This is a genomic window from Bacteroides sp. ZJ-18, from assembly GCF_011038705.2.
In the GTDB taxonomy this organism is placed as follows: Bacteria; Bacteroidota; Bacteroidia; order Bacteroidales; family Bacteroidaceae; genus Bacteroides; species Bacteroides hominis.
The window spans coordinates 2,348,271-2,371,929 of record NZ_CP072198.1 but is presented as its reverse complement, the minus strand read 5'-3'; the positions used below and the strand labels follow the sequence as shown (position 1 = coordinate 2,371,929).

The following is a 23,659-nucleotide window of genomic DNA, read 5'->3' as shown; positions in this document are numbered from 1 at the left end:
CGCGACACTTTCTATCGGATAAATTGTATCTTTGTAAATCCATATCTTGAAAGTAGAGATAAAAACGAACGGACGATAAAATAATAACTAACTAAACATGATTCATTATGAAAGGGAAAAAGAATCTTTTAATTCTATTCTCCTGTGTGTTTATGATCATCATCGCAGGATTATTCGCTTGCACACGCAGCGCTAAAGAAATTATTCCGTCTTCGGAATACGCTCCTTACGTCAATGCCTATACGGGCGGTGTCATTTCTCAATCTTCTCCCATACGGATTGAGTTGACGCAGGACCAGCCGATGGTGGACTTAAACAATGAACTGAAGGATAATCCGTTCCGCTTCACTCCTTCGATAAAAGGGAAGGCCTATTGGGTCAGTAATAATACTGTAGAGTTTCTTCCGGAAGAGGGACAACTGAAACCGGGAGAACTGTACCAGGGAACATTCCAGCTGGGAAATTTCGTTGAAGTGGATAGCAAATTGAAATCATTCGACTTCTCCTTCCGGGTACAGGAAAGCAATTTCACATTACATACAGCTCCGCTTGAAATAACCGCCTCTTCACCCGATAAAGTAACTGTGAAAGGAGAGATCCGTTTCAGCGATAAAACGACTAAGGAGCAGGTAGAAAAAATGCTTTCTGCCAGTGGCGGGCTGTCTTCTCCGACAGTCACCGTAGAGTCCACCTCCAATCCGTCAGCCTATAGCTTCGTCATCGGCAATATCCAAAGAAATAAACAAGACTACGAACTTGAAATCACAGCAGACGGAAAGTCCGCCGGAATTGACCGGAAGCAAAGTGAAACAATCACTATTCCTGCCAAAGACAGTTTCCGCTTCCTTTCTGCCGAACGCATCGACCAACCGGAAAACGGAATACAAATCGTCTTCTCAGACCCGGTTTCGGATGCTCAGGATTTAAAAGGACTGATCGAAATACCGGAGATTTCTTCGTATATCTTTCAGGTAACGGATAACCGTGTGAATGTTTATTTTGAAGCCAGTCAGCTCAGCAAGCTTACACTGAAAATACACGAAGGCATAAAAAACGGCCAAGGAAAAGCACTGGGAAACTCACACTCTATCTCTTTCGGCGAACTGAGTCTGAAACCTCAGGTAGAAATAGCCTCTGCAGGTGCCATCATTCCCGACTCAAAAAACCTTGTCATTCCGTTCCGGGCCGTCAACCTGTATGCAGTAGATTTGCGGGTTATCCGCATCTTCGAAAACAATGTACTGATGTTTATGCAAAACAATTCGCTTTCTTCGGCCAATGAATTAAGAAGATCCGGAAGACTGGTTTACAAAAAAACATTGTTTTTAGGCAAAGATTCATCAAAAGACCTTCATAAATGGGAAAACTATTCTATTGACCTGGCAGGTCTGATCCATCAGGAACCGGGTGCTATTTATCGTGTCATCCTTTCGTTCAAACAGGAGTATTCGGCCTACCCTTGTGGTGGTGAAAGCCCGAGAATGCAATTTTCCGAGGAAACCGAATCTTTGACCAAAGTCACATCCGGCACTCTTCCGGAAGAAGATGAAGCAGTCTGGGACAAACCCGAAACATATTATTATTTCAGCGGAAATGAAAATGCCGACTGGAGTCAGTACCGATGGGATGAACGGAACAACCCTTGTCACCCGTCTTATTACATGACATCTGACCGGATAGCCACCTGTAATGTGCTGGCTTCCAACATCGGCATGATTGTGAAACGCAATTCAATGAATAAACTTTGGATAGCAGTAAACAACATCCTGGATACCAAACCGGTGGAAAAAGCCCAAGTCACTGTTTACAATTTCCAGTTACAGCCTGTAGGCAAAGCAGTGACGGATTCGGAAGGTTTCGCCACAATTGAAACGAAAGGAGTGCCTTTCATCGTAGTAGCGGAATCAGACAAGCAAAAAGCCTACGTAAAAGTAGCAGACGGAGAAGAACAGTCCACCAGCCGCTTTGATGTGGGCGGCAAGGACATTCAAAAAGGCTTGAAAGGATTTGTGTACGGTGAAAGAGGAGTATGGCGTCCGGGAGACACTCTGCATATCTCGTTTATTCTGGAAGATCGTACCAAACGTATTCCGGACAAACATCCTGTAGCATTGGAGCTCTATAATCCAAGGGGGCAATTTTATAGCAAACTTATTTCAACCAACGGACTGAATGGATTCTATACATTCAAGATACCGACGCAGGCAGAAGACCCAACCGGACTATGGAATGCGTACATAAAGGTGGGAGGTACTGCCTTTCACAAAGCGCTTCGGGTAGAAACCATCAAGCCGAACCGACTGAAAATAAACCTGAAATTGCCGGGAGAAATCCTGAAAACTTCAGATAAAGAAGTACAGGCACACCTTTCGTCAGCATGGCTGACAGGAGCCACTGCATCACGCCTGAAGGCAAAGATAGAAATGTCTTTATCGAAAGTCAACACCCAATTCAAGAATTATGGAACTTACATTTTCAATAATCCGGCTACGGAATTCACCTCGGTAAGAACCGATGTATTCAGTGGTACACTGGACGAAAGTGGCAATGCCGGATTCATGCTGAAACTTCCTGCCTCGGAAAATGCCCCGGGCATGCTTCAAGCCAACATCACGATTCAGGTATTCGAGCCGGGTGGAGATGCCAGTATCCAAACTCAGTCTGTCCCCTACTCTCCTTTCCCGTCATACGTAGGTATCAACCTGAACCAACCGCAGGGCAGATATATCGAAACAGATAAAGATCATGTGTTTGATGTCATTACAGTCAGTCCCGACGGAAAACCGGTGAACCGTTCCGGGCTGGAATACAAAATATACCGCATCAGTTGGAGTTGGTGGTGGGAAAACGATAACGAATCATTCGAAACATACATTAACAGCAGCTCCATCAGCCCCGTAGCTACAGGACGACTCAACACAGTAGGCGGAAAGGGACAATTCAGCTTCAGAGTGAATTATCCGGATTGGGGACGGTATCTGGTTTACGTGAAAGACCGCGAAAGCGGACATGCTACGGGAGGTACCATCTATGTGGACTGGCCTGACTGGCGGGGACGTTCCAACAAGAGTGACCCGAGTGGTATCAAGATGTTATCTTTCTCCATCGACAAGGACTCCTATGAACCGGGAGAAACCGTAACAGCCATATTGCCGGCTTCCGCAGGAGGAAGAGCACTGGTAACACTTGAAAACGGTTCGTCCGTAATTCAACGGGAGTGGATTGAAGTATCGGGGAAGGAGGACACCAAATATCAGTTTAAGGTGACTCCCGAAATGGCTCCGAATGTTTATCTTCATATCAGCCTGCTGCAACCCCATGCGCAAACGGTAAACGACCTCCCTATCCGCATGTACGGTATAATGCCGGTATTCGTAACTGATAAGCAAACGGTTCTTGAGCCGCAAATCAAGATGCCGGAAGTGCTTCGTCCCGAACAGGCATTCAACCTGACCGTAAGCGAAAGGCACGGTAAACCGATGACTTATACACTCGCTATTGTAGATGACGGGCTGCTTGATTTAACCAACTTCAAGACACCGGATCCCTGGAACAGTTTCTATGCCCGTGAGGCACTGGGAATCCGTACTTGGGATATGTATGACGATGTACTGGGAGCCACAGCGGGAAGCTATGGATCGATGTTCAGCACAGGCGGTGATGAAACCCTGAAGCCATCGGACCAGAAAGCAAACCGCTTCAAGCCGGTAGTGAAATTCATCGGTCCTTTCAGTATTGCCAAAGGAAAAAGCCGCACTCACCAGATCACTTTACCGATGTATGTAGGTTCCGTACGTGCCATGGTAGTGGCCGGTCAGGACGGAGCATACGGAAATGTAGAAAAAACTGCTCCTGTACGCACTCCGTTAATGATTCTTTCGACACTGCCACGTGTACTGAGTATCGGCGAAGAGATTGAAGTTCCTGTTAACGTATTCGCATTGGAAAACAGTGTGAAGAATGTAAACGTATCCATACAGGCTTCCGGTGCCGGAGTACAAGTGAACGGCAGCAAGCAACAGACGCTTACTTTCAACCAAACCGGTGACCGGCTTATCTTCTTTAAATTAAAGACAGGTACGAAAACCGGGAAAGCTACCATCCATCTGGCTGCTAACGGTAACGGACAAAGTACCAAAGAAACAATCGAGATAGAGGTACGTAATCCGAATCCGGCAGTCACTTTGCGTGAGAGTAAATGGGTGGAAGCCGGAAAGAGTGAAGAGCTCCATTACCAGTTAAGTAACGGTTCGGAAGGAAACAGTATACAGTTGGAGGTCTCACGCATCCCGTCTGTCGACATAAGCCGCCGTTTCGATTTCCTATACAATTATCAGCACAACTGTACAGAGCAACTGACTTCAAAAGCCCTTCCGCTGCTGTTCGTCAGCCAGTTCAAAACAGTAGACAACGAGGAATCGGAAAAGATAAAAACCAATGTACAGGAAGCCATCCGTCAACTATACGGGCGTCAACTTCCCAACGGAGGCTTCGTCTATTGGCCGGGAGATGCCTCGGCAAACGAATGGATCACCTCTTATGCAGGTATGTTCCTGGTATTGGCACAAGAAAAGGGTTATGCAGTGAACAGCAATGTATTGAACAAATGGAAACGCTTCCAAAAGGCAGCCTCCCAGAATTGGCAACCCGTCACACAAGAGCAGAACTGGTGGCATTGGCAGGCAGACCTCCAGCAGGCTTTCCGCCTTTACACACTGGCTATGGCGGGATCACCTGAACATGGAGCCATGAACCGGATGAAAGAATTGCCGGCACTCTCGCAACAAGCCAAATGGCGTTTGGCAGCCGCCTATGCACTCAACGGCAAAGAGAAAGCAGCCGGTGAACTGGTATTCAGCGCTAAGACAACCGTAGAACCTTATTCATCGAATAACTATGTATACGGTTCATCCGATCGTGACGAAGCAATGATACTTGAAACCTTATTGCTGATGAACCGCCAGCGTGAGGCCATGGAACAAGCCAAAATCGTTTCACACAACCTGGCACAAGAGACATGGTTCAGCACACAGTCTACTGCCTTTTCATTGATGGCAATGGGACGTTTGGCAGAAAAACTGTCCGGTACGCTGGACTTTAACTGGACGTTGAATGGCAAACAGCAACCGGCTGTAAAATCAGCCAAAGCCATATACGAGGCATCACTCCCCACTTCACCACATGAAGGAAAAGTAATCCTGAAAAATAACGGGAAAGGATCTCTAAACGCAGATCTGATCACACGTACCCAATTACTGAACGACACATTGCCGCCGATGGCCAATAATCTACGCCTGAACGTAAGGTATTTAGACAATAACGGCTCGCCGATAGATACACGTTCTCTGAATCAGGGTACGGACTTTATGGCAGTGGTAACTGTAGCCAACATCAGTGGTACGACGGATTATACGAATCTGGCACTGACACATATCATTCCTGCCGGCTGGGAGATCTTTAATGAACGAATGGCAGGACAGATTACGACCTCTGCTCCTTATAGCTATCAGGATATTCGCGATGACCGGATACTGACCTACTTTAACTTACAGCAGGGACAAGCCAAAACATTTACCGTCCGCTTACAGGCGACCTATGCCGGTGATTTTGTTATGCCGGCTATCCAGTGTGAAGCGATGTATGATGCTAATGCACAGGCAAGGACACAGGCCGGAAGGACGCAAGTCATCAGGTAAAACTATCAAATAAAACCTGATGAACCGTATTCTTAAACCAAACAATCTTCCCCCCTCCCCACAAGGGAGGGGGTGGAAGAAATATTTCAAAAGTTGGTGGAAGATTTCTCTCTTCCTCCTACTTCTCCTATACTTATTTTGTCTTCCCCGGCAATTATTCACCTCTCCCTATTCTACTGTCTTGGTCGACCGTAATGGGGAACTTCTCGGTGCCCGTATCGCCACGGATGGACAATGGCGTTTCCCTCCGCGCGACAACACACCGGAAAAAGTAGCTACCTGTCTGGTTGAATTTGAAGACCGTCAATTCTACCGCCATTGGGGAGTCAACCCCTTGGCAATAGGCAGAGCCGCCCTGCAAAATCTCAGACACAAGCGAATCGTCAGCGGGGGAAGCACTCTTACGATGCAAACGATTCGGCTGGCACGGAACAAGCCGCGTACATTCAAGGAAAAACTGATCGAGATGATAGGAGCCACCCGGCTGGAGTTCCGTTATTCCAAGAAGAAGATATTGTCACTTTATGTTTCGCATGCCCCCTTCGGAGGTAATGTAGTGGGACTGGATGCTGCTGCATGGCGCTATTTCGGACACTCGGCAGAAGAACTGTCCTGGGCGGAATCGGCTATGCTTGCCGTACTTCCCAACTCTCCCGCCATGATCCACCTTTCGAAAAGCCGGCAAGCATTACTTGACAAACGAAACCGACTGCTGACACACCTGCACCAAAAAGGTATTCTCGATACTTCCACTTATGAACTGGCTATCAGTGAGCCACTTCCCCAGGAACCTTTGCCTCTTCCACAGATAGCCCCCCATCTGACAGACCATTTCTATCAGACCCGAAATGGAAAATATTCCGTATCGACCATCGACAAGGGTATACAAACTCAGATAGAAAGTCTGGTAGAACGGTGGAACAGCGAATTCAAGCGAAGTGATATCCGAAATATGGCCATCCTCGTAATTGACATTCGTACCAATCAGGCCATTGCTTATTGCGGCAATGTACACTTCGACAAGAAAAAGAGCGGTAACCAGGTAGATGTAATCCGGTCACCACGCAGCACAGGAAGCATTCTCAAGCCCTTTCTTTATTATGCAATGCTACAGGAAGGAGAGATTCTTCCCAATACTCTGTTACCGGACGTTCCGGTCAACATTAATGGCTTTACTCCACAAAACTTCAACCAGCAATTCGAAGGTGCCGTACCGGCTTCGGAAGCCATCGCACGTTCGCTCAACATTCCTTCGGTCACAATGTTACAACGGTATGGAGTACCCAAGTTCCACAATTTTCTGAAGCAGATAGGGCTGACCACCTTAAACCGTCCCTCAGGACACTATGGACTTTCTTTGATTCTGGGAGGAGCGGAAGCTACCCTTTGGGATGTCACTTCGGCCTATGCCAATATGGGACGCAGCCTCAACGGACTGGTACAGGCCCCTTGTACCTTATTATTATCGGACTCCCTCTCCGCCCACCGATCTCCGGCCATCATTCAACATCCGCCATTCCAGCCCGGAGCAGTCTGGCAGACATTTGACGCCATCAAAGAAGTAAACCGCCCCGAAGAGATAGACTGGCGTACCATTCCTTCCATGCAAACCATTGCATGGAAAACGGGTACCAGTTATGGTTTCCGGGATGCCTGGGCAGTGGGGGTAACTCCAAAATATGCCGTAGGTGTATGGGTCGGAAATGCTACGGGTGAAGGCAAGCCCGGACTGGTAGGGGCCCGTACAGCGGGGCCTGTCCTGTTCGATGTATTCAATCTGCTCCCCTCCTCTCCCTGGTTCGAGCGCCCACAAGGTAAACTGGTTGAAGCAGAGATCTGTCGGCAATCCGGACATTTGAAAGGACGGTTTTGTGAAGAAACAGATACCCTGCTAATTCTTCCGGAAGGCCTCAGAACGGAAGCCTGCCCCTATCACCACCCGGTCACCCTATCAGCAGATGAACGGTTCCGTATCTATGAAAACTGTGCTGACAGTGAACCGGTTGTCCGCCGAAACTGGTTTACCCTTCCACCCGTATGGGAGTGGTATTATAAACAGCATCATCCTGAGTATCATCCTCTCCCCCCCTTCAAACCCGGATGCGGAGAAGACCGTTTCCAGCCGATGCAGTTTATCTATCCTCCGATGGGAGCGCGGATCCATCTGCCTAAACAGATGGATGGTAACCAAGGACAGCTGACCGTCGAATTGGTCCACAGCCATCCCAACACAACTGTCTACTGGCATCTGGACGAAACCTACCTGATGCAGACACAGGACTTCCATAAATTCTCTCTACGCCCTGCTCCGGGAAAGCACTCGCTGACAGCAGTAGACGACGAAGGAAATACAATTTCAACAACGTTCTTTGTGGAATAGCCCCCAAAATGGTAACTTTGCGCCATGAAACAGATTTTGAAAGAAAATGGTGGATTACCGGCTTCAATACTTTGGACACTCGCCATTGTTGCAGGCATATCGGTAGCCAACCTTTACTATAACCAGCCCTTACTGAACATGATTCGCCATGAACTGGGCGTTTCGGAGTTTAAAACCAATCTGATCGCCATGGTGACACAGATCGGTTATGCGCTCGGATTATTGTTTATCGTTCCTTTAGGTGACTTATACCAGCGGAAACGTATCATTCTTACCAGTTTCTCCGTATTGATTCTCTCGTTGCTCGTCATCGCAATGGCTCCCAACATCCATATCATTCTTTGTGCTTCGCTTCTCACAGGTATCTGTTCGGTGATGCCACAAATATTTATCCCGATAGCCTCTCAGTTCTCGCGTCCGGAAAACAAGGGACGGAACGTAGGGATCGTAGTTTCGGGATTACTGACCGGCATCTTGGCTTCACGAGTGGTCAGCGGATTTATAGGAGAACTGTTTGGCTGGCGCGAAATGTATTATATCGCCGCAGGTATGATGCTGTTATGTGGCATTGTGGTCATGCGGGTATTGCCGGACATACGCCCTAACTTTCAGGGAAGGTATAGCGACTTAATGAAGTCTTTGTATTCATTATTGAAGCAATATCCCGAACTTCGCATTTTCTCTGTCCGTGCAGCACTTGCTTTCGGTTCATTTCTGGCTATGTGGTCGTGTCTGGCATTTAAGATGGGAGGTGCCCCGTTCTATGCCGACAGCCATGTCATCGGTATGTTAGGGTTGTGTGGCATTGCCGGTGCTTTGTCAGCTTCCCTCGTAGGAAAGTATGTACGGAGAGTCGGGGTCAGACGATTCAATTTCATCGGATGCGGACTGATTTTATTGGCTTGGTTCCTGCTGTTTGCAGGGGAAAACTCTTATTGGGGTATAGTTGCCGGCATCATTATCATCGATATAGGTATGCAATGTATCCAATTAAGCAACCAGACCCGCATCTTCGAACTCTGTCCGAGTGCTTCTAACCGCATTAATACGATTTTTATGACCACTTACTTCATAGGTGCCTCTACGGGGACGTTTCTGGCAGGAACATTCTGGCAGGCATTCGGTTGGCATGGAGTTGTTGGTACGGGAATAGCATTGACCATCGGTTCACTGCTGATTACTTTTTTCTCAAAACGATAATCCGAAGTCACCTAATAATTGTTATATAGACATGAAGTACGGAGTAAACAGACAAGTATTATTAATCACAGCCGGTATCGTTTGGATAATAGCGGGGGCCAATCTCCTGCGTATAGGTATTGTGACCTGGCTCAATGACTCACGCCACTGGCACTTCAAGGTAGGCGAAGCTACGGTTGTCTTCCTATTGTTTTTTATTCTCGTCTTCCGAAAGCTCTACTATAAACATACCCGCCGGATCGAACAAAAGAAAAAGGAAAAGAATTGCCCCTTCTCTTTTTTCGACGCAAAGGGATGGATTGTCATGTGCTTCATGATAGCGATGGGAATCACCATTCGTTCGCTACATCTGTTACCCGATACGTTCATCTCGGTTTTCTACACCGGACTCTCACTGGCACTTATGTTCACAGGGGTATTATTTATCCGCTATTGGTGGTGCAGAAGACAGGATATCTTGCAAAATTAAGAGTTATGAAAACGAACCTGAATAAAGAAATGAATGAAGAGTTTATCCGTTTCCAAAGAAACGAAAAAACCGAAAGCATCGTATACGAACGGCTGGCCTCTATTGAAAAAGACGAATCGAACCGCAGAGTATTACGCCTGATTTCAGCAGAAGAAAAGGCACATTATGCCACACTGAAGAAGTATACAGGAACCGATGTAGCACCCGACCGGATGCGTATAGCCAAATACTACTGGTTGGCACGGGTCCTGGGTATTACATTTGCAATTAAGCTGATGGAATCGAGCGAAGAGAACGCACATCATGATTATGCCAAATATACCGATTTTCCGGATCTCCAGCAGTTGGCCAAAGAAGAGGAAATCCACGAACAGAAACTAATCGGACTGATCAACGAAGAGCGGCTTGAATATATAGGATCGGTAGTACTCGGCCTAAATGATGCCTTGGTAGAGTTTACCGGAGCACTGGCCGGTTTCACTTTGGCATTAAGCGACTCCAGGCTGATTGCCCTGACCGGAAGCATCACCGGAATAGCGGCAGCTTTATCAATGGCTTCGTCCGAATACCTCTCGACCAAATCGGAAGGCGGAGAAAACAAACACCCGGTAAAAGCAGCTATCTATACGGGAATCGCCTATATCATCACGGTGGCGGCACTGGTTGCTCCGTTCATCCTGATTGAAAACGTACTGATAGCTTTAGGGGTAATGTTGGCCATGGCTTTAATGATCATCGCATTGTTCAATTACTACTATTCCGTGGCACGCGGAGAGAGCTTTCGCAAAAGATTTACCGAAATGGCGGTACTCAGTTTCAGTGTAGCCGGTATCAGCTTCCTGATAGGTTACGCACTGAAAACATTTACAGGAATAGATGCTTGAAAATAAAAAAGGAAAAGAAGAATCATGAAAAAAATCCCCTCGCCCCTTGTCTCGTTGATCCCCTTGATCGTACTGGTTGCCCTGCTATTTGCCACCATACGCACATTTGGCAGCGATGCACTCAGCGGAGGCAGCCAGGTGTCCCTCCTGACCACAACAGCTGTTTGTGTACTGATCGGCATGGGATTCTACAAGATAGGATGGAAAGACTTTGAACTGGCTATTACGAACAATATTACCGGTGTATCTTCCGCACTGATTATCCTCTTAATTATTGGCGCCCTGAGTGGTGCGTGGATGATCAGTGGCGTAGTTCCGACACTGATTTATTACGGTATACAAATCATTCATCCCAGTTTTTTCCTGACCTCTACCTGCATTATTTGCGCATTGGTATCGGTTATGACCGGAAGTTCCTGGACCACGATTGCCACCATCGGGATCGCCCTAATGGGAATCGGGAAAGCACAAGGTTTTGAAGAAGGGTGGATCGCCGGAGCTATTATTTCGGGAGCTTACTTCGGAGATAAAATCTCACCGTTATCGGATACTACGATATTAGCCGCCTCGGTTACCGACACCCCCCTGTTCAAGCACATCCGCTATATGCTGATAACCACTGTGCCATCATTAATCATCACCTTGATAATCTTCACTGTAGCCGGGCTGTCACACAATGCCGGAAATACAGAACATATAGCAGAGTTCTCGGCAGCACTGGCAGGAAAATTCCACATTACGCCATGGTTGCTGATTGTACCGATAGGAACAGGCATACTGATTGCCCGTCGGGTACCTTCCATTATCACCTTGTTCTTGTCGGCAGCATTGGCAGGAGTATTTGCGGTATTCTTCCAACCCGATCTATTGCAAGAAATATCCGGTGCTCAGAATTCCGAAGGTATTCAGTCCATCTTTAAAGGATTGATGATGACCCTTTATGGAGGAACCAGCCTACAGACAAGCAACGAAGCACTCACCGAACTTGTGGCCACCCGTGGCATGGCGGGTATGATGAATACGGTATGGCTTATCATCTGTGCCATGTGCTTCGGAGGAGCCATGACTGCCAGCGGAATGTTGGGAAGTATCACTTCCGTATTTGTCCGCTTCATGAAAAATACGGTTAGCATGGTGGCTTCTACGGTCTGTTCGGGTATCTTCCTGAACCTCGCCACAGCCGACCAATATATCAGCATTATCCTGACCGGAAACATGTTCCGGGATATATATGAAAAGAAAGGTTATGAAAGCTGTCTGCTCAGCCGGACTACGGAAGATTCTGTTACAGTAACTTCCGTCTTGATACCATGGAATACCTGCGGAATGACACAGGCCACGATATTAAGTGTTCCGACACTGGTTTATCTTCCTTATTGCTTCTTCAACATTATCAGTCCGTTAATGAGCATTACGATTGCCGCTATCGGATATAAAATTGTGAGACGCAAGTGAACAATCTGAAAAGGGAGTTGTTCTTGGAATAAACGAACAACAGTTTTAAACCTAAACAAAAAAAAGTTATGAAAAAGTTTATTGCATTAGTAGCATTGGTATTAGTAAGTGCATCGACCATGATGTATGCACAAGAGTCTAACAGGGAGGTGCGTCGGGCAGACCGCAAGGCACAAAGAGACGCCGAAAGAGCCAGACTGAAAGCCGAAGAACAGGCTGCCGACCAAGTAGCGTATCAACAAGCCGTACAAGCTATCAAAGACAAACAGTTTGTACTGGAAGCCGACCAAGTGATTTTCAAACGTGGCCAGACCGCTTTCGTGTCGTCAAACACTAACTTTGTGATGCTGAATGGACAGAGAGCAACTGTGCAGGTGGCATTCAACACTCCGTACCCCGGCCCTAACGGAATTGGTGGTGTAACTGTGGATGGAACTACTTCGGACGTAAAAGTGACTACCGATAAAAGAGGAAACGTAAACTGTAACTTCAGCGTACAGGGTATCGGTATCTCGGCTCAGGTATTTATCACATTGACCAACGGTGGAAATAACGCTACTGTAACCATTAACCCGAACTTCAACTCCAATACATTAACTCTGAGCGGTAACCTCGTTCCGCTGAGTCAGTCGGATGTATTTAAAGGCCGTTCATGGTAATAAAAGTAACGAGTGGCCCTCTACTCGTAACTAATTCACATAACTCCGTTGCAAATCGCACAAAAAGTGTACATTTGCAACGGAGTTTTTTTATGGATAGATTATGAGAGAATATATCATCGCAGATAACCAGGACATCACGAAAGCAGGAATGATGTTTTTGTTAAGCAAGCAGAAAGAAGTAAGCCTGTTGCTGGAAGCCGACAATAAAATAGAGTTGGTTCAGCTATTACGCATTCATCCGCAAGCGGTGGTTATTTTAGATTATACATTGTTCGATTTTTCCGGTGCGGATGAACTGATTATCCTTCAGGAACGATTCAAAGAGTCGGACTGGCTCTTGTTCTCCGACGAATTGAGTATCGGCTTCCTGAGGCAGGTCTTGTTCAGCAGCCATGCGTTCGGAGTAGTGTTGAAAGATAACTCCAAAGAAGAAATTATGTCGGCTCTGCAATGCGCATCACGCAAAGAACGCTTTATCTGCAATCACGTAAGCAATCTGCTGTTATCGGGAAGCGGAAATACAAACACTGCTTCATCCGTGCATACTTTCGTGCCGCAGGAAGACCGCCTGCTTACACCGACAGAAAAAATAATCCTGAAAGAAATAGCTTTGGGAAAAACGACCAAAGAGATAGCCGCAGAGAAGAATCTGAGCTTCCATACCATCAACAGTCACCGAAAGAATATATTCCGTAAACTGGGAGTGAACAATGTGCACGAGGCCATCAAATATGCCATGCGGGCAGGCATTGTTGACTTGGCGGAATATTATATTTGAAAAAACGAAAGAAAGATTTTCGGGAGGGGCATCATCCTATTTCACCACTCCCGAAACAAATTCTGGATTCGGCATCGTAAATCACCCCGAACTGTCCCGGAGCAATTCCCTGTAATTTCTCGGAAGAGATAATCCGGTAACCGTCTGCATCCTGTATCAAACGGCCTTTGATAAACTCCGGTGTATGCCGGATCTTAAACGTAACGTCCTCCTCACCTGTCGAATCTTTCCACGGATTACTTGTGATAAAGTTGAAGTCTTTCATCCTGAATTCGTATCCGTACTGTTTATCAGCATCGTACCCATGTGAGACGTAAATAATGTTATCCTGAATATCCTTTTTCACAACGAACCAGGGGCCTCCCCCCAATCCCAACCCCTTTCGCTGGCCAATGGTATGAAACCAATAGCCGCGATGGGTTCCAATCTTTTTACCTGTTTCGAGTTCGATCACCGCCCCTTCTTTTTCACCCAGAAAGCGACGGACGAAATCGTTATAATTTATCTTGCCTAAAAAACAAATTCCCTGGCTGTCTTTCCGGCGGGCACTGGGCAACCCGGCCTTCAAAGCTATCTCGCGAACTTCATGCTTCATCAGTCCTCCTATCGGAAACAGTAACTTTGAAACTTGCAGATAATCAATCTGAGCCAGAAAATCGGTCTGGTCTTTTATAGGATCTTTAGCTGTACCCAACCAAGTTTTCTCCCCCAGTTGCAAAGTCGTAGCATAATGCCCAGTTGCCGTAAGATCGAAATCTTTTCCTACCTGCTGTTCAAAACATCCAAACTTGATCAGTTTATTGCACATCACATCCGGATTCGGTGTCTGTCCCTTCCGTATCTTCTCGATGGCATAAGCAGCCACATTATCCCAATATTCCCGATGCAGGTCCACAACTTCCAGTTCCAAACCGTAACGCCGGGCTATGGCAGTAGATAACTCGATATCCTCTTCGGCGGAACAATCCATGTATTCCGCTCCGTCCATCCCTATTTTTATGTAAAAAAGTGTAGGTTTATATCCCTGCTCACAAAGCAAGTGTACCACAACCGAACTGTCTACTCCTCCTGATAATAATGCTGCTATATCCATTTTTTAAATTTTCTCTAATGCCTGACGCAAGTCATCAATAATATCTTCAATATGTTCCGTACCTATCGAAAGTCTTACCGTTCCGGGCTTAATTCCCTGCTCCGCCAACTCCTGTGCATTCAGTTGCGAGTGTGTGGTAGTGGCCGGATGAATCACCAGCGACTTCACATCGGCCACATTGGCCAGCAAAGAGAATATCTGCAGACTATCGATAAATTTCTGCGCTTCCTCCGTTCCTCCTTTTACCTCAAAAGTGAAGATAGAACCTGCTCCATCAGGGAAATAACGCTGATAGATAGTATGATCCGGATGATCGGGCAGCGATGGATGATTAACAGCTGCTACCTTCGGATGGTTCACCAGAAAATCAATAACCTTCAAAGCATTGGCTACATGTCGTTCTACACGCAAAGACAAAGTCTCTAATCCCTGTAACAGAATAAAAGCATTGAACGGACTGATGGCAGCCCCCGTATCGCGCAACAGTACGGCACGTATACGGACAATATAGGCAGCTGCCCCGGCAGCATCTACAAACCGTACACCATGATAGCTTGCATCAGGTTCGGTCAGTTGAGGGAATTTACCGGAAGCGACCCAATCAAATTTACCGGAATCGACAATAACCCCTCCCAACGAACTGCCGTGTCCACCAATGAATTTAGTGGCAGAATGTATTACGATATCTGCTCCATGCTCAATGGGACGGATAAGGTAAGGCGTACCGAAAGTATTATCCACAATCAGCGGAATCCGATATTTATGGGCAATGGCGGCTACGGCATCCATATCGATAATATTGGAATTGGGGTTTCCCAGAGTTTCGATAAATATCGCCTTTGTATTTTCACGAATAGCCCGTTCGAAATTAAAAAGGTCGGACGGATCTACAAAAGTGGTTGTTACTCCATAAGTAGGCAGAGTATGTGCCAGCAAGTTGTATGTGCCCCCATAAATGGTCTTGGCAGCTACAATATGGTCACCGGAACGAGTGATATTCTCGATAGCATATGTCACGGCTGCGGCTCCGGAAGCAACGGCAAGACCGCCTACTCCACCCTCGAGAACTGCTATACGCTCTTCCAATACTCCCTGAGTGGAATTGGTAAGACGTCCATAAATATTCCCCGGGTCCTGCAATCCGAAACGTGCGGCAGCGTGGGCCGAATCCCGGAATACATAGGAAGTTGTCTGATAAATAGGTACGGCACGTGCATCAGTTGCCGGATCGGGAGTCTCTTGTCCAACATGGAGTTGTAAAGTCTCAAAATGTAATTTCTTCGTTTCCATTTGCTATCTATATTTAGAGTTCATTGTCAGTGTCCAATTTTTATATGTTGCAAAGATAGAAGAATCCGACCGGGGAAGAAATCGCACATTGAAGGCATTTTTATACCATAATCGTGGTAGATAAAGAGGTTATTAACTACATTTGCAGGCGAATAAAACATTATTGATATGAATAAACTTTTATACTGTTTCCTTTTATCATTTTCTGTCATGGCTGTTTCGGCATGTACCGATGATAAGGAAGAGCAGAATCTTCCCCCGGTTCCCGATTTCAACCAAATGACCCTGAAGGAAAATTTGCACAGTGACGGAGGCGATGTATACCGCACGGATACTTACGTATTCAATAACAATAAATTAACGACCCACACCACTGTACAGGAGTTCTACGGACAGAGCCTGACACACGAAGTGACTCTTTCCTACTCCGGCAACGAAGTGACGTTGACAGATGAAAACGGGAATACGGGTACCTATATTTTAGGAGATACGGGATATGCCACCGAATGCACTTATAAATTGTCCAGCCAGATCAGAAAGTATAAATTCACATATTCCAGCGAATATCTTACCCGGATCGACGAAGAAATAGACGGTACACCTTATTCTTCTGTGGAATTGGCATACGATAACGGAAATTTAAGCCATATCATAGCCAATGGCCAGCAAACCAATTATCAGGTGGGAAATACGAAGAACCTGTATCAGCTTCCCTGCCTGCAGGTTTGTGATATTTACCCCCTGTCCCTCCACACCGACGCTATTTATGCCAGACTGTTGGGCACCCAGTCAAAGTATCTGATTATCGGAAACACTCCGGAAGGAAACGAGGAGGAATATACAAAATACACTTATGAACTGGATAAAGACGGCAAACCAACCGGAATCATAGCAAAGACTACCTCTACGGGTACTGTGATCGATATAAACGGTAATGCATACAATGAAACGAAAACAGATACGAGGACCATCAATATCAATATTGAATAAGAAGAACGGCTTTGCCTCTGCCCTCACGAAGTAGTGAAGTAATGCCCCATCCAAACCTACCCAGGCTTCATATACAGAGGGAGAAAAGTGACACTTATAATCCCAGAAGACTCTTTGTCACCTGTTCCCTACTTCTTGGCAAAGAACTTACTGAAGAAGAGGATTTGATAATCAATGGAATTATTCCAGTATTTCCCGTTATGTTCACCGGGACGGGTAATAAAATCATGATTGATCTTGCGCCCCAACAACCGGTTATGAAAGTCTTTGTTTACATTCAGAAAAAAATCATCTTCACCACAATCAATAATCAAAGCGAGATCGCCATTCTGAATTTTATCAAGTTGATTGACTACCGTATGTTCATCCCACACCTTTTTATTGGAAGCCATTTCACCCAACTGTTTGTTCATACTCCAATTCTGCGGAAAAGGGCGGATATCGACACCTCCACTGGTGCTTCCTGCCGCTCCAAACACATCTTTATGACGGATGCCGAGCCACATAGCCCCATGTCCTCCCATACTGAGTCCGGTGATGGCACGCCCCTTACGGTTGGCAATCGTTTTATAATTCCGGTCAATATAACTCACTAACTCCGAAGAAACAAATGTTTCATACCGGTACGCCGGATTCTTGGGGCTATCCCAGTACCAACTGTCTTTCCCGTCGGGACATACAAAAATAATACCTTTTTCATCCGCGATTTCCGGTAAGTTCGGTTTTATCTGAATCCAAGTCTTGGCATGGCCGCCATAACCGTGCAACAAATAGAGCACGGGACACTCCACTGCCTGTTTTCCAGAAGCAACATCAGGAGTCACTACCACTACTTGAACCTCCTTATTCATAGAGGGGCTCTTCACCATCAGCGTATCCACTTTTGCAGCACTAAGAGGTAAAGCGAGTAAGAGCAGACAAGCCAAAATAAAGTTTCTTCTTTTCATTTTTAATCTATGTTTTTTAGAGTTTACCATTTTAATCCCCCACTTCGGGAACAACAGGATTGAATTCCGCAACCGGTTTCTCAAAAGCTTTTCCACAGTGGCTGCAAATATATTCCCAATGATTATCTCCCGGCGGAACACCTGCCAGCATAGAAGCGATGGCAGCGCTGATGGCTTTCATCCGGTGCTCCTTTTTAAGAACAAACCTGATTTGATCCGAACCGCAGAAAGGACAAAACTTCTGTTCTTCAGGAATCATCTGATTCTGCTGTAACAATCGCACGGCCGCTTCGTAATCACAATCGGCCACCAAAACATCTACTCCGGAGATGTCACGGACATAACCTCGCAACAATGTCGACATATTTTCATTATGTAACAGAGAGTCGATGCCTTCGTTAGCAAGTGCTCCCTGAATGATATGAGCTTGAACGGCATCATTACAAGTAATCAGCTTTATGGTTTTCATAATTTATATTTAAAACTTCCCCACAAAAATAGCAGATAAAAACGAGAGCCAAAACCTTTTTTATATAACTTTGCACAGAATTCACAAAGTATATCGAAACCAGGCCAATGAAAAAAACTGTTTTCTTCCTGTTTCTTTTGGGCTTGCTCACGGCAGCCGGTGCGCAACCAACGCACAAAATCAAGGGGACTGTAATTGACAAAGCCAGCCGTCAACCACTGGAATTTATCAATGTACTGATCTTGGGGCTGGGACGTGGAGCGGTGACAGATGCTGAAGGGCACTTCAACATCCAGGAAGTCCCCCCCGGTATTTATCGCCTTCAGGCATCTGCGGTAGGATATAAAACGGTACTTACCCCCGAATATATTGTCTCCACTAAAGATCTTACCATCCAAATCGAAACGGAAGAGAACCTGACCGAACTGGAAGGAGTCACAGTGACCGCCTCCCCCTTCCGGCGTGATCTGGAAAGTCCTGTCGGACTACGCATCATCGGCCTGCAGGAAATTGAGAAAAGTCCGGGGGCCAACCGGGATATTTCACGCATCGTACAGTCATATCCGGGGGTTGCTTTCTCTCCGGCAGGATACAGGAACGACCTGATTGTCCGGGGTGGTTCTCCATCCGAAAACCGATTCTATCTGGACGGAGTGGAAATACCTAACATTAATCATTTCAGTACACAAGGGGCATCGGGTGGTCCCGTAGGAATCATCAATGCCGACTTGGTCCGTGAAGTGAATTTCTATACCGGAGCCTTTCCTGCCGACAAAGGCAATTCACTCAGCTCGGTGCTTGACTTCAAATTGCGTGACGGCGACATGGAACGCAATTCACTCAAGGCGACACTGGGTGCCTCGGAGGTATCTTTAGCATCTAACGGACATCTTGGCAAAAAGACTTCCTATCTGGTTTCAGTACGGCAGTCTTACCTCCAATTCCTGTTCGATATGCTGGGCCTACCATTTCTGCCTACATTTACAGATGCGCAATTCAAATTGAAAACCCGTTTCAATACGACTAACGAACTGACTGTACTGGGGCTTGGCGGCATCAACAACATGAAACTGAACACGAAACTCGACGGAGAAAAAGCCGAATATATCCTCAGCTATTTACCTAAAATTCAGCAGGAAACCTTCACACTGGGAGCGGTATACCGTCATTATGCCGGAGCCCATGTACAATCTGTTGTTATAAGCCACAGTTATCTGAATAACCGCAACACCAAATATCTGAACAACGACGAAAGTAGTGCAAAAAACCTGTCATTGAAATTACGCTCGGTGGAACAGGAGACCAAGTTCCGGATAGAAAATGCCTCGACGTTCGGAAACTGGAAAGTAAATTTGGGAGCTAACCTGGACTATTCGCAATATACCAATACCACTTTCCAGCGGGTTTATATCGATGGAGGCAAGACCTTCGATTATCATACCTATTTGGGATTTTGGCGCTGGGGATTATTCGGAACCATTAGTTATGCTACACCCGACGAACGGTTTACCACCTCACTCGGAGTACGGACTGATGCCAACAACTTCTCTTCCGGCATGAAGGGAATGTCCGATCAGTTGTCTCCCCGCCTGTCACTCTCCTACCGGCTGACGGATGGAGTCTACTTGAGCGGGAATGCCGGACTCTATTATCAGTTGCCTCCTTATACCGGATTGGGATTCAAGGATAACAATGGCAAACTGGTCAACAAATACCTCCGTTACATGAGAGTCAGTCAGGAAAGCATAGGGCTGAGTTGGCGTCCGCGCAATACCTTCGAGTTATCTATTGAAGGTTTCTATAAAAAATATGATAAAATACCATTCTCTATTGTCGACGGGATACCTCTGGCCTGTAAAGGAAACGATTACGGAGTGATCGGGAATGAAGCATTAAGTTCTACCTCACAAGGAAGGGCATATGGAGCAGAAATACTGATGAAATGGCTGATAGCCAAAAAGCTGAATCTGTCCACTTCGTTCACGTTATTCAAAAGTGAATACCGCAACAACAAAGAATCCGAGTACATAGCTTCCGCCTGGGACAACCGATACATATTCAATATGAGTGGAACCTATAACTTTCCTCACAACTGGAGTCTGGGAATGAAGGTCAGTTGCATCGGCGGAGCCCCCTACACACCTTACGATATTGACAAATCCTCTCTGGTGACGGCATGGAATGCCCAAGGACGGCCCTATTATGATTACGGCCAATATAATACGGGACGCTTGCCGGCCTTTGGGCAACTGGATGTCCGCGTTGACAAAACATTCTATTTGAAACGCTGTATGCTCGGTTTTTACATTGACCTGCAAAATGTGACAAACAGCAAGTTCCGCCAGCCGGACATATTGATGAGTACGGGAGTCATCGAAAATCCGTCGGCTCCGATAGCCGAACAACGCTATAAGATGAAATACATCTCTCAAAAAAGCGGAACTTTAATGCCTACATTAGGAATCACATTTGAATATTAAACACATAGACAACTATATTATTAATTACAAAAACTTACTAAAATGAAAAAGAGAATTGTTTTTATCGCAGCACTGTTATGTGGAATGTGCTTCACGACTGCCTCGGCACAATTTAAAATCGGCGGTAAAAAAATCAATGTAGGCAAAGTGGTACAGGCAGGAAGTGACGCAGCTAAAGCAATCACGCTGTCGGATGCCGACATTGCAGCTATGAGCAAAGAATATATGCAATGGATGGATACCCACAATCCGCTGACAGCTGCTGACAGTGAGTATGGCAAACGACTGGAGAAACTGACCGGACACATCAAAGAAGTGGACGGACTGAAAGTAAATTTCGGCGTATACGAGGTTGTGGATGTGAACGCTTTTGCATGTGGTGACGGCAGTGTACGCATTTGTGCCGGTCTGATGGACATTATGACAGACGATGAAGTAATGGCTGTAGTAGGACACGAAATCGGACACGTGATTCATACAGACTCAAAAGATGCAATGAAGAATGCTTATCTCCGTTCGGCCGTAAAAAATGCCGCAGGAGCTGCCAGCTCGACTGTAGCTAAACTGTCAGATTCTGAACTGGGTGCCATGGCGGAAGCATTGGCCGGTGCGCAATACTCTCAGAAACAGGAGACAGAGGCGGACGACTATGGTTTTGAATTTAGCATCAAACATAATATCGATCCATACGCAATGTACAATGCATTGAACAAATTATTGGAATTATCGGCCGAAGCCCCGAAAGAATCCAAATTCCAGAAAATGTTCTCTTCACATCCGGATACAGCCAAACGCGTAGCCCGCGCTAAAGAAAAAGCTGACGAATACACCAAGAATAAATAAACCCGGATACAACATTTTCTGATCCTGCATAAGGCCGGCCCCCACATCCGGAGGGTCGGCCTCAACTTTTTTTGAAAAAATTCATTAATAATTTCGATAGATTTTGCATGAGTCCGTACTTTAGTGTAATTTGCGGTCATGAAACTATTCACATCTATATGGAATTCTTAATCATTATTCTTTTACTCGTACTGAATGGTATTTTTGCCATGTACGAGATCGCCTTAGTATCTTCAAGTAAAGCACGCCTTGAAACCCTGGTAAGCAAAGGAAATAAATCAGCACGGGGAGTACTGAAACAATTGGAAGAACCCGAAAAATTTCTTTCTACCATCCAGATTGGTATTACGCTGATCGGTATCATATCGGGTGCTTATGGTGGAGTGGCCATTGCCGACGATGTAGTTCCCCTTTTCGCTATGATTCCGGGAGCCGAACCTTATGCAAAAGACCTCGCTATGATTACCACAGTAGTCATCATTACTTATTTGTCGCTGATCATCGGAGAGCTGGTTCCCAAATCCATTGCTCTTAGTAATCCGGAACGCTATGCAACCCTGTTAAGCCCCGTCATGATTCTGCTGACTAAAATTTCTTATCCTTTCGTATGGTTACTCAGCATCTCTACCCGCCTGCTTAATAAGCTGATTGGGCTGAAAAGTGAAGAGCGGCTGATGACCCAAGAAGAATTGAAAATGATTCTGCATCAAAGTTCGGAACAGGGAGTCATCGACAAAGAAGAAACCGAAATGTTGCGCGATGTATTCCGGTTTTCGGATAAACGTGCCAACGAACTGATGACCCATCGTCGCGACCTGATCGTTCTGCATACGACAGACAGTAAAGAAAAAGTCCTTCAGACCATCGAAGATAAACACTTCAGCAAATACCTGCTGATCGATGATAATACAGAAGAGATAGCAGGCGTCGTTTCTGTAAAAGATATTATCTTAATGGTAGGCACCGAACAGGAGTTTGATCTGAAAGAAATCACCCGTCCGGCACTATTTATACCGGAAAGTTTGTACGCAAAAAAAGTTTTAGAGCTATTTAAGAAGAACAAAAATAAGTTCGGAGTTGTTGTTAACGAGTATGGCAGCACGGAGGGCATTATTACCCTGCACGACCTGACCGAAAGTATCTTTGGAGACATTCTGGAAGAGGACGATACTGAAGAAGAGGAAATCGTTCGCAGACAGGACGGCTCTTTGTTGGTAGAAGCTTCGATGAACATCGGGGACTTTATGGAAGAGATGGGAATTCTCTCCTATGATGACATCGAGTCGGAAGACTTTACCACATTGGGCGGACTGGCGATGTTCCTGATAGGACGCATTCCAAAAGCCGGAGATATATTCATTTATAAAAACCTGCAGTTCGAAGTAGTGGACATGGACCGCGGGAGGGTCGATAAGCTGCTTGTCATAAAGAAAGAAGAAGAGTAGGAATAGCACTCACTTTTTATATTAATTTAAAGCACTTAACAATGAAAAAAGTAATTATGTTGGCAGCCGTTGTTGCTGCATTGGTATCCTGCCAATCAAAAGGAACAAAAGCTGAAGAAGCAGCCGCAGACAGTTTGGCAGTGGTTATGGAACCCACTATGGAAGAAACTCAGGTTTACGAAGGTGTACTTCCCGCTGCTGACGGTCCGGGTATCCGCTACGTGTTAACCTTGAACACACTGGCGAATGCGGCCGATACAACGTATACACTGGACGTCACTTATCTGGATGCCGAAGGCAAAGGTAAAGACAAAACCTTCACTTCTAAAGGAAAACCGGTGACAGTGGAGAAAACCGTAAAGAATAAAAAGAAAACGGCTCTTAAACTGAACCCGAGTGACGGAAGCGAACCTGTTTATTTCGTAATCGCTAATGATACTACCCTTACCCTGGCTGACGACAGCCTGGAAGTATCTGCCAGCGACCTGAATTACAACATCATTCGTGTAAAATAACACAGAAGTAGTTTAAACCCAAAACAAAAGCCACGCTATGTAATGTTAGCGTGGCTTTTCTCT

The 23,659-nt window shown here is 45.9% G+C and carries 17 protein-coding genes; 13 read left to right on the top strand and 4 right to left on the bottom strand.

Annotation, left to right across the window (positions count from 1 at the left end; all coding sequences use genetic code 11):
- Positions 1–107 precede the first annotated feature (107 nt).
- From G7Y45_RS09345 to G7Y45_RS09310, 8 genes are all read left to right on the top strand, one after another.
- Positions 108–5,696 (top strand): alpha-2-macroglobulin, encoded by a 5,589-nt coding sequence (locus tag G7Y45_RS09345; RefSeq protein WP_165016099.1) that lies wholly within the window; start codon positions 108–110, stop codon positions 5,694–5,696.
- A 19-nt stretch (positions 5,697–5,715) separates the two neighbouring features.
- Complete coding sequence (gene pbpC, locus G7Y45_RS09340; RefSeq protein ID WP_165016097.1) at positions 5,716–8,076, top strand: penicillin-binding protein 1C; 2,361 nt, start codon at positions 5,716–5,718, stop codon at positions 8,074–8,076.
- A 24-nt stretch (positions 8,077–8,100) separates the two neighbouring features.
- On the top strand, positions 8,101–9,276 hold the full coding sequence (locus tag G7Y45_RS09335; RefSeq protein ID WP_005809619.1) for an MFS transporter: 1,176 nt from the start codon (positions 8,101–8,103) through the stop codon (positions 9,274–9,276).
- Positions 9,277–9,307: 31 nt separating this feature from the next.
- The gene (locus G7Y45_RS09330; RefSeq protein ID WP_005776072.1) at positions 9,308–9,745 is read left to right on the top strand and encodes a hypothetical protein; all 438 of its coding nucleotides are present in this window, start codon (positions 9,308–9,310) and stop codon (positions 9,743–9,745) included.
- A 5-nt stretch (positions 9,746–9,750) separates the two neighbouring features.
- Positions 9,751–10,629, top strand: a complete 879-nt coding sequence (locus tag G7Y45_RS09325) for a VIT1/CCC1 transporter family protein (RefSeq protein WP_101602900.1) — start codon at positions 9,751–9,753, stop codon at positions 10,627–10,629.
- 24 nt (positions 10,630–10,653) lie between these two features.
- Positions 10,654–12,084 (top strand): Na+/H+ antiporter NhaC family protein, encoded by a 1,431-nt coding sequence (locus G7Y45_RS09320; RefSeq protein ID WP_005776069.1) that lies wholly within the window; start codon positions 10,654–10,656, stop codon positions 12,082–12,084.
- 68 nt (positions 12,085–12,152) lie between these two features.
- Positions 12,153–12,743, top strand: a complete 591-nt coding sequence (locus G7Y45_RS09315) for a DUF4251 domain-containing protein (protein WP_005776068.1) — start codon at positions 12,153–12,155, stop codon at positions 12,741–12,743.
- Between the two features lie 103 nt (positions 12,744–12,846).
- Positions 12,847–13,524 carry a response regulator transcription factor gene (locus G7Y45_RS09310; RefSeq protein WP_005809625.1) on the top strand — a complete coding sequence of 226 codons (678 nt, stop codon included), beginning with the start codon at positions 12,847–12,849 and terminating at the stop codon, positions 13,522–13,524.
- A 31-nt stretch (positions 13,525–13,555) separates the two neighbouring features.
- On the opposite strand, the gene mnmA is transcribed toward G7Y45_RS09310, so the two are convergent.
- Positions 13,556–14,617 carry a tRNA 2-thiouridine(34) synthase MnmA gene (gene mnmA, locus G7Y45_RS09305; RefSeq protein ID WP_005776066.1) on the bottom strand — a complete coding sequence of 354 codons (1,062 nt, stop codon included), beginning with the start codon at positions 14,615–14,617 and terminating at the stop codon, positions 13,556–13,558.
- 3 nt (positions 14,618–14,620) lie between these two features.
- A complete protein-coding gene (locus tag G7Y45_RS09300) occupies positions 14,621–15,907 on the bottom strand; it encodes an O-acetylhomoserine aminocarboxypropyltransferase/cysteine synthase family protein (RefSeq protein ID WP_005809628.1) in 1,287 nt (428 codons plus the stop codon).
- Between the two features lie 168 nt (positions 15,908–16,075).
- On the opposite strand from G7Y45_RS09300, the gene G7Y45_RS09295 reads away from it, so the two are divergent.
- On the top strand, positions 16,076–16,897 hold the full coding sequence (locus G7Y45_RS09295; RefSeq protein ID WP_005809630.1) for a DUF4595 domain-containing protein: 822 nt from the start codon (positions 16,076–16,078) through the stop codon (positions 16,895–16,897).
- Between the two features lie 128 nt (positions 16,898–17,025).
- Here G7Y45_RS09295 and G7Y45_RS09290 read toward each other — a convergent pair whose 3' ends face one another.
- Together G7Y45_RS09290 and G7Y45_RS09285 are read right to left on the bottom strand one after the other, a co-directional pair.
- A complete protein-coding gene (locus tag G7Y45_RS09290) occupies positions 17,026–17,844 on the bottom strand; it encodes an alpha/beta hydrolase family protein (protein ID WP_165016095.1) in 819 nt (272 codons plus the stop codon).
- A gap of 31 nt (positions 17,845–17,875) precedes the next feature.
- Complete coding sequence (locus G7Y45_RS09285) at positions 17,876–18,313, bottom strand: putative signal transducing protein (RefSeq protein ID WP_005809635.1); 438 nt, start codon at positions 18,311–18,313, stop codon at positions 17,876–17,878.
- 107 nt (positions 18,314–18,420) lie between these two features.
- On the opposite strand from G7Y45_RS09285, the gene G7Y45_RS09280 reads away from it, so the two are divergent.
- The 4 genes from G7Y45_RS09280 (at position 18,421) to G7Y45_RS09265 (ending at position 23,596) form a co-directional block, all read left to right on the top strand.
- Positions 18,421–20,793 carry a TonB-dependent receptor gene (locus tag G7Y45_RS09280; RefSeq protein ID WP_165016093.1) on the top strand — a complete coding sequence of 791 codons (2,373 nt, stop codon included), beginning with the start codon at positions 18,421–18,423 and terminating at the stop codon, positions 20,791–20,793.
- 42 nt (positions 20,794–20,835) lie between these two features.
- Entirely contained in the window at positions 20,836–21,636 is an 801-nt protein-coding gene (locus tag G7Y45_RS09275) for a M48 family metallopeptidase (protein ID WP_005776059.1), read from the top strand.
- 158 nt (positions 21,637–21,794) lie between these two features.
- Positions 21,795–23,081 (top strand): hemolysin family protein, encoded by a 1,287-nt coding sequence (locus G7Y45_RS09270; protein ID WP_005776058.1) that lies wholly within the window; start codon positions 21,795–21,797, stop codon positions 23,079–23,081.
- 41 nt (positions 23,082–23,122) lie between these two features.
- Positions 23,123–23,596, top strand: coding sequence for a copper resistance protein NlpE N-terminal domain-containing protein (locus tag G7Y45_RS09265; RefSeq protein ID WP_005776056.1), 474 nt, complete (start codon positions 23,123–23,125; stop codon positions 23,594–23,596).
- Positions 23,597–23,659 lie beyond the last annotated feature (63 nt).

Coding starts and splice junctions, on each gene's coding strand:
- G7Y45_RS09345 (WP_165016099.1), top strand. CDS start 108: ATGAAAGGGAAAAAGAATCTTTTAATTCTATTCTCCTGTGTGTTTATG.
- pbpC (WP_165016097.1), top strand. CDS start 5,716: ATGAACCGTATTCTTAAACCAAACAATCTTCCCCCCTCCCCACAAGGG.
- G7Y45_RS09335 (WP_005809619.1), top strand. CDS start 8,101: ATGAAACAGATTTTGAAAGAAAATGGTGGATTACCGGCTTCAATACTT.
- G7Y45_RS09330 (WP_005776072.1), top strand. CDS start 9,308: ATGAAGTACGGAGTAAACAGACAAGTATTATTAATCACAGCCGGTATC.
- G7Y45_RS09325 (WP_101602900.1), top strand. CDS start 9,751: ATGAAAACGAACCTGAATAAAGAAATGAATGAAGAGTTTATCCGTTTC.
- G7Y45_RS09320 (WP_005776069.1), top strand. CDS start 10,654: ATGAAAAAAATCCCCTCGCCCCTTGTCTCGTTGATCCCCTTGATCGTA.
- G7Y45_RS09315 (WP_005776068.1), top strand. CDS start 12,153: ATGAAAAAGTTTATTGCATTAGTAGCATTGGTATTAGTAAGTGCATCG.
- G7Y45_RS09310 (WP_005809625.1), top strand. CDS start 12,847: ATGAGAGAATATATCATCGCAGATAACCAGGACATCACGAAAGCAGGA.
- mnmA (WP_005776066.1), bottom strand. CDS start 14,617: ATGGATATAGCAGCATTATTATCAGGAGGAGTAGACAGTTCGGTTGTG.
- G7Y45_RS09300 (WP_005809628.1), bottom strand. CDS start 15,907: ATGGAAACGAAGAAATTACATTTTGAGACTTTACAACTCCATGTTGGA.
- G7Y45_RS09295 (WP_005809630.1), top strand. CDS start 16,076: ATGAATAAACTTTTATACTGTTTCCTTTTATCATTTTCTGTCATGGCT.
- G7Y45_RS09290 (WP_165016095.1), bottom strand. CDS start 17,844: ATGAAAAGAAGAAACTTTATTTTGGCTTGTCTGCTCTTACTCGCTTTA.
- G7Y45_RS09285 (WP_005809635.1), bottom strand. CDS start 18,313: ATGAAAACCATAAAGCTGATTACTTGTAATGATGCCGTTCAAGCTCAT.
- G7Y45_RS09280 (WP_165016093.1), top strand. CDS start 18,421: ATGAAAAAAACTGTTTTCTTCCTGTTTCTTTTGGGCTTGCTCACGGCA.
- G7Y45_RS09275 (WP_005776059.1), top strand. CDS start 20,836: ATGAAAAAGAGAATTGTTTTTATCGCAGCACTGTTATGTGGAATGTGC.
- G7Y45_RS09270 (WP_005776058.1), top strand. CDS start 21,795: ATGGAATTCTTAATCATTATTCTTTTACTCGTACTGAATGGTATTTTT.
- G7Y45_RS09265 (WP_005776056.1), top strand. CDS start 23,123: ATGAAAAAAGTAATTATGTTGGCAGCCGTTGTTGCTGCATTGGTATCC.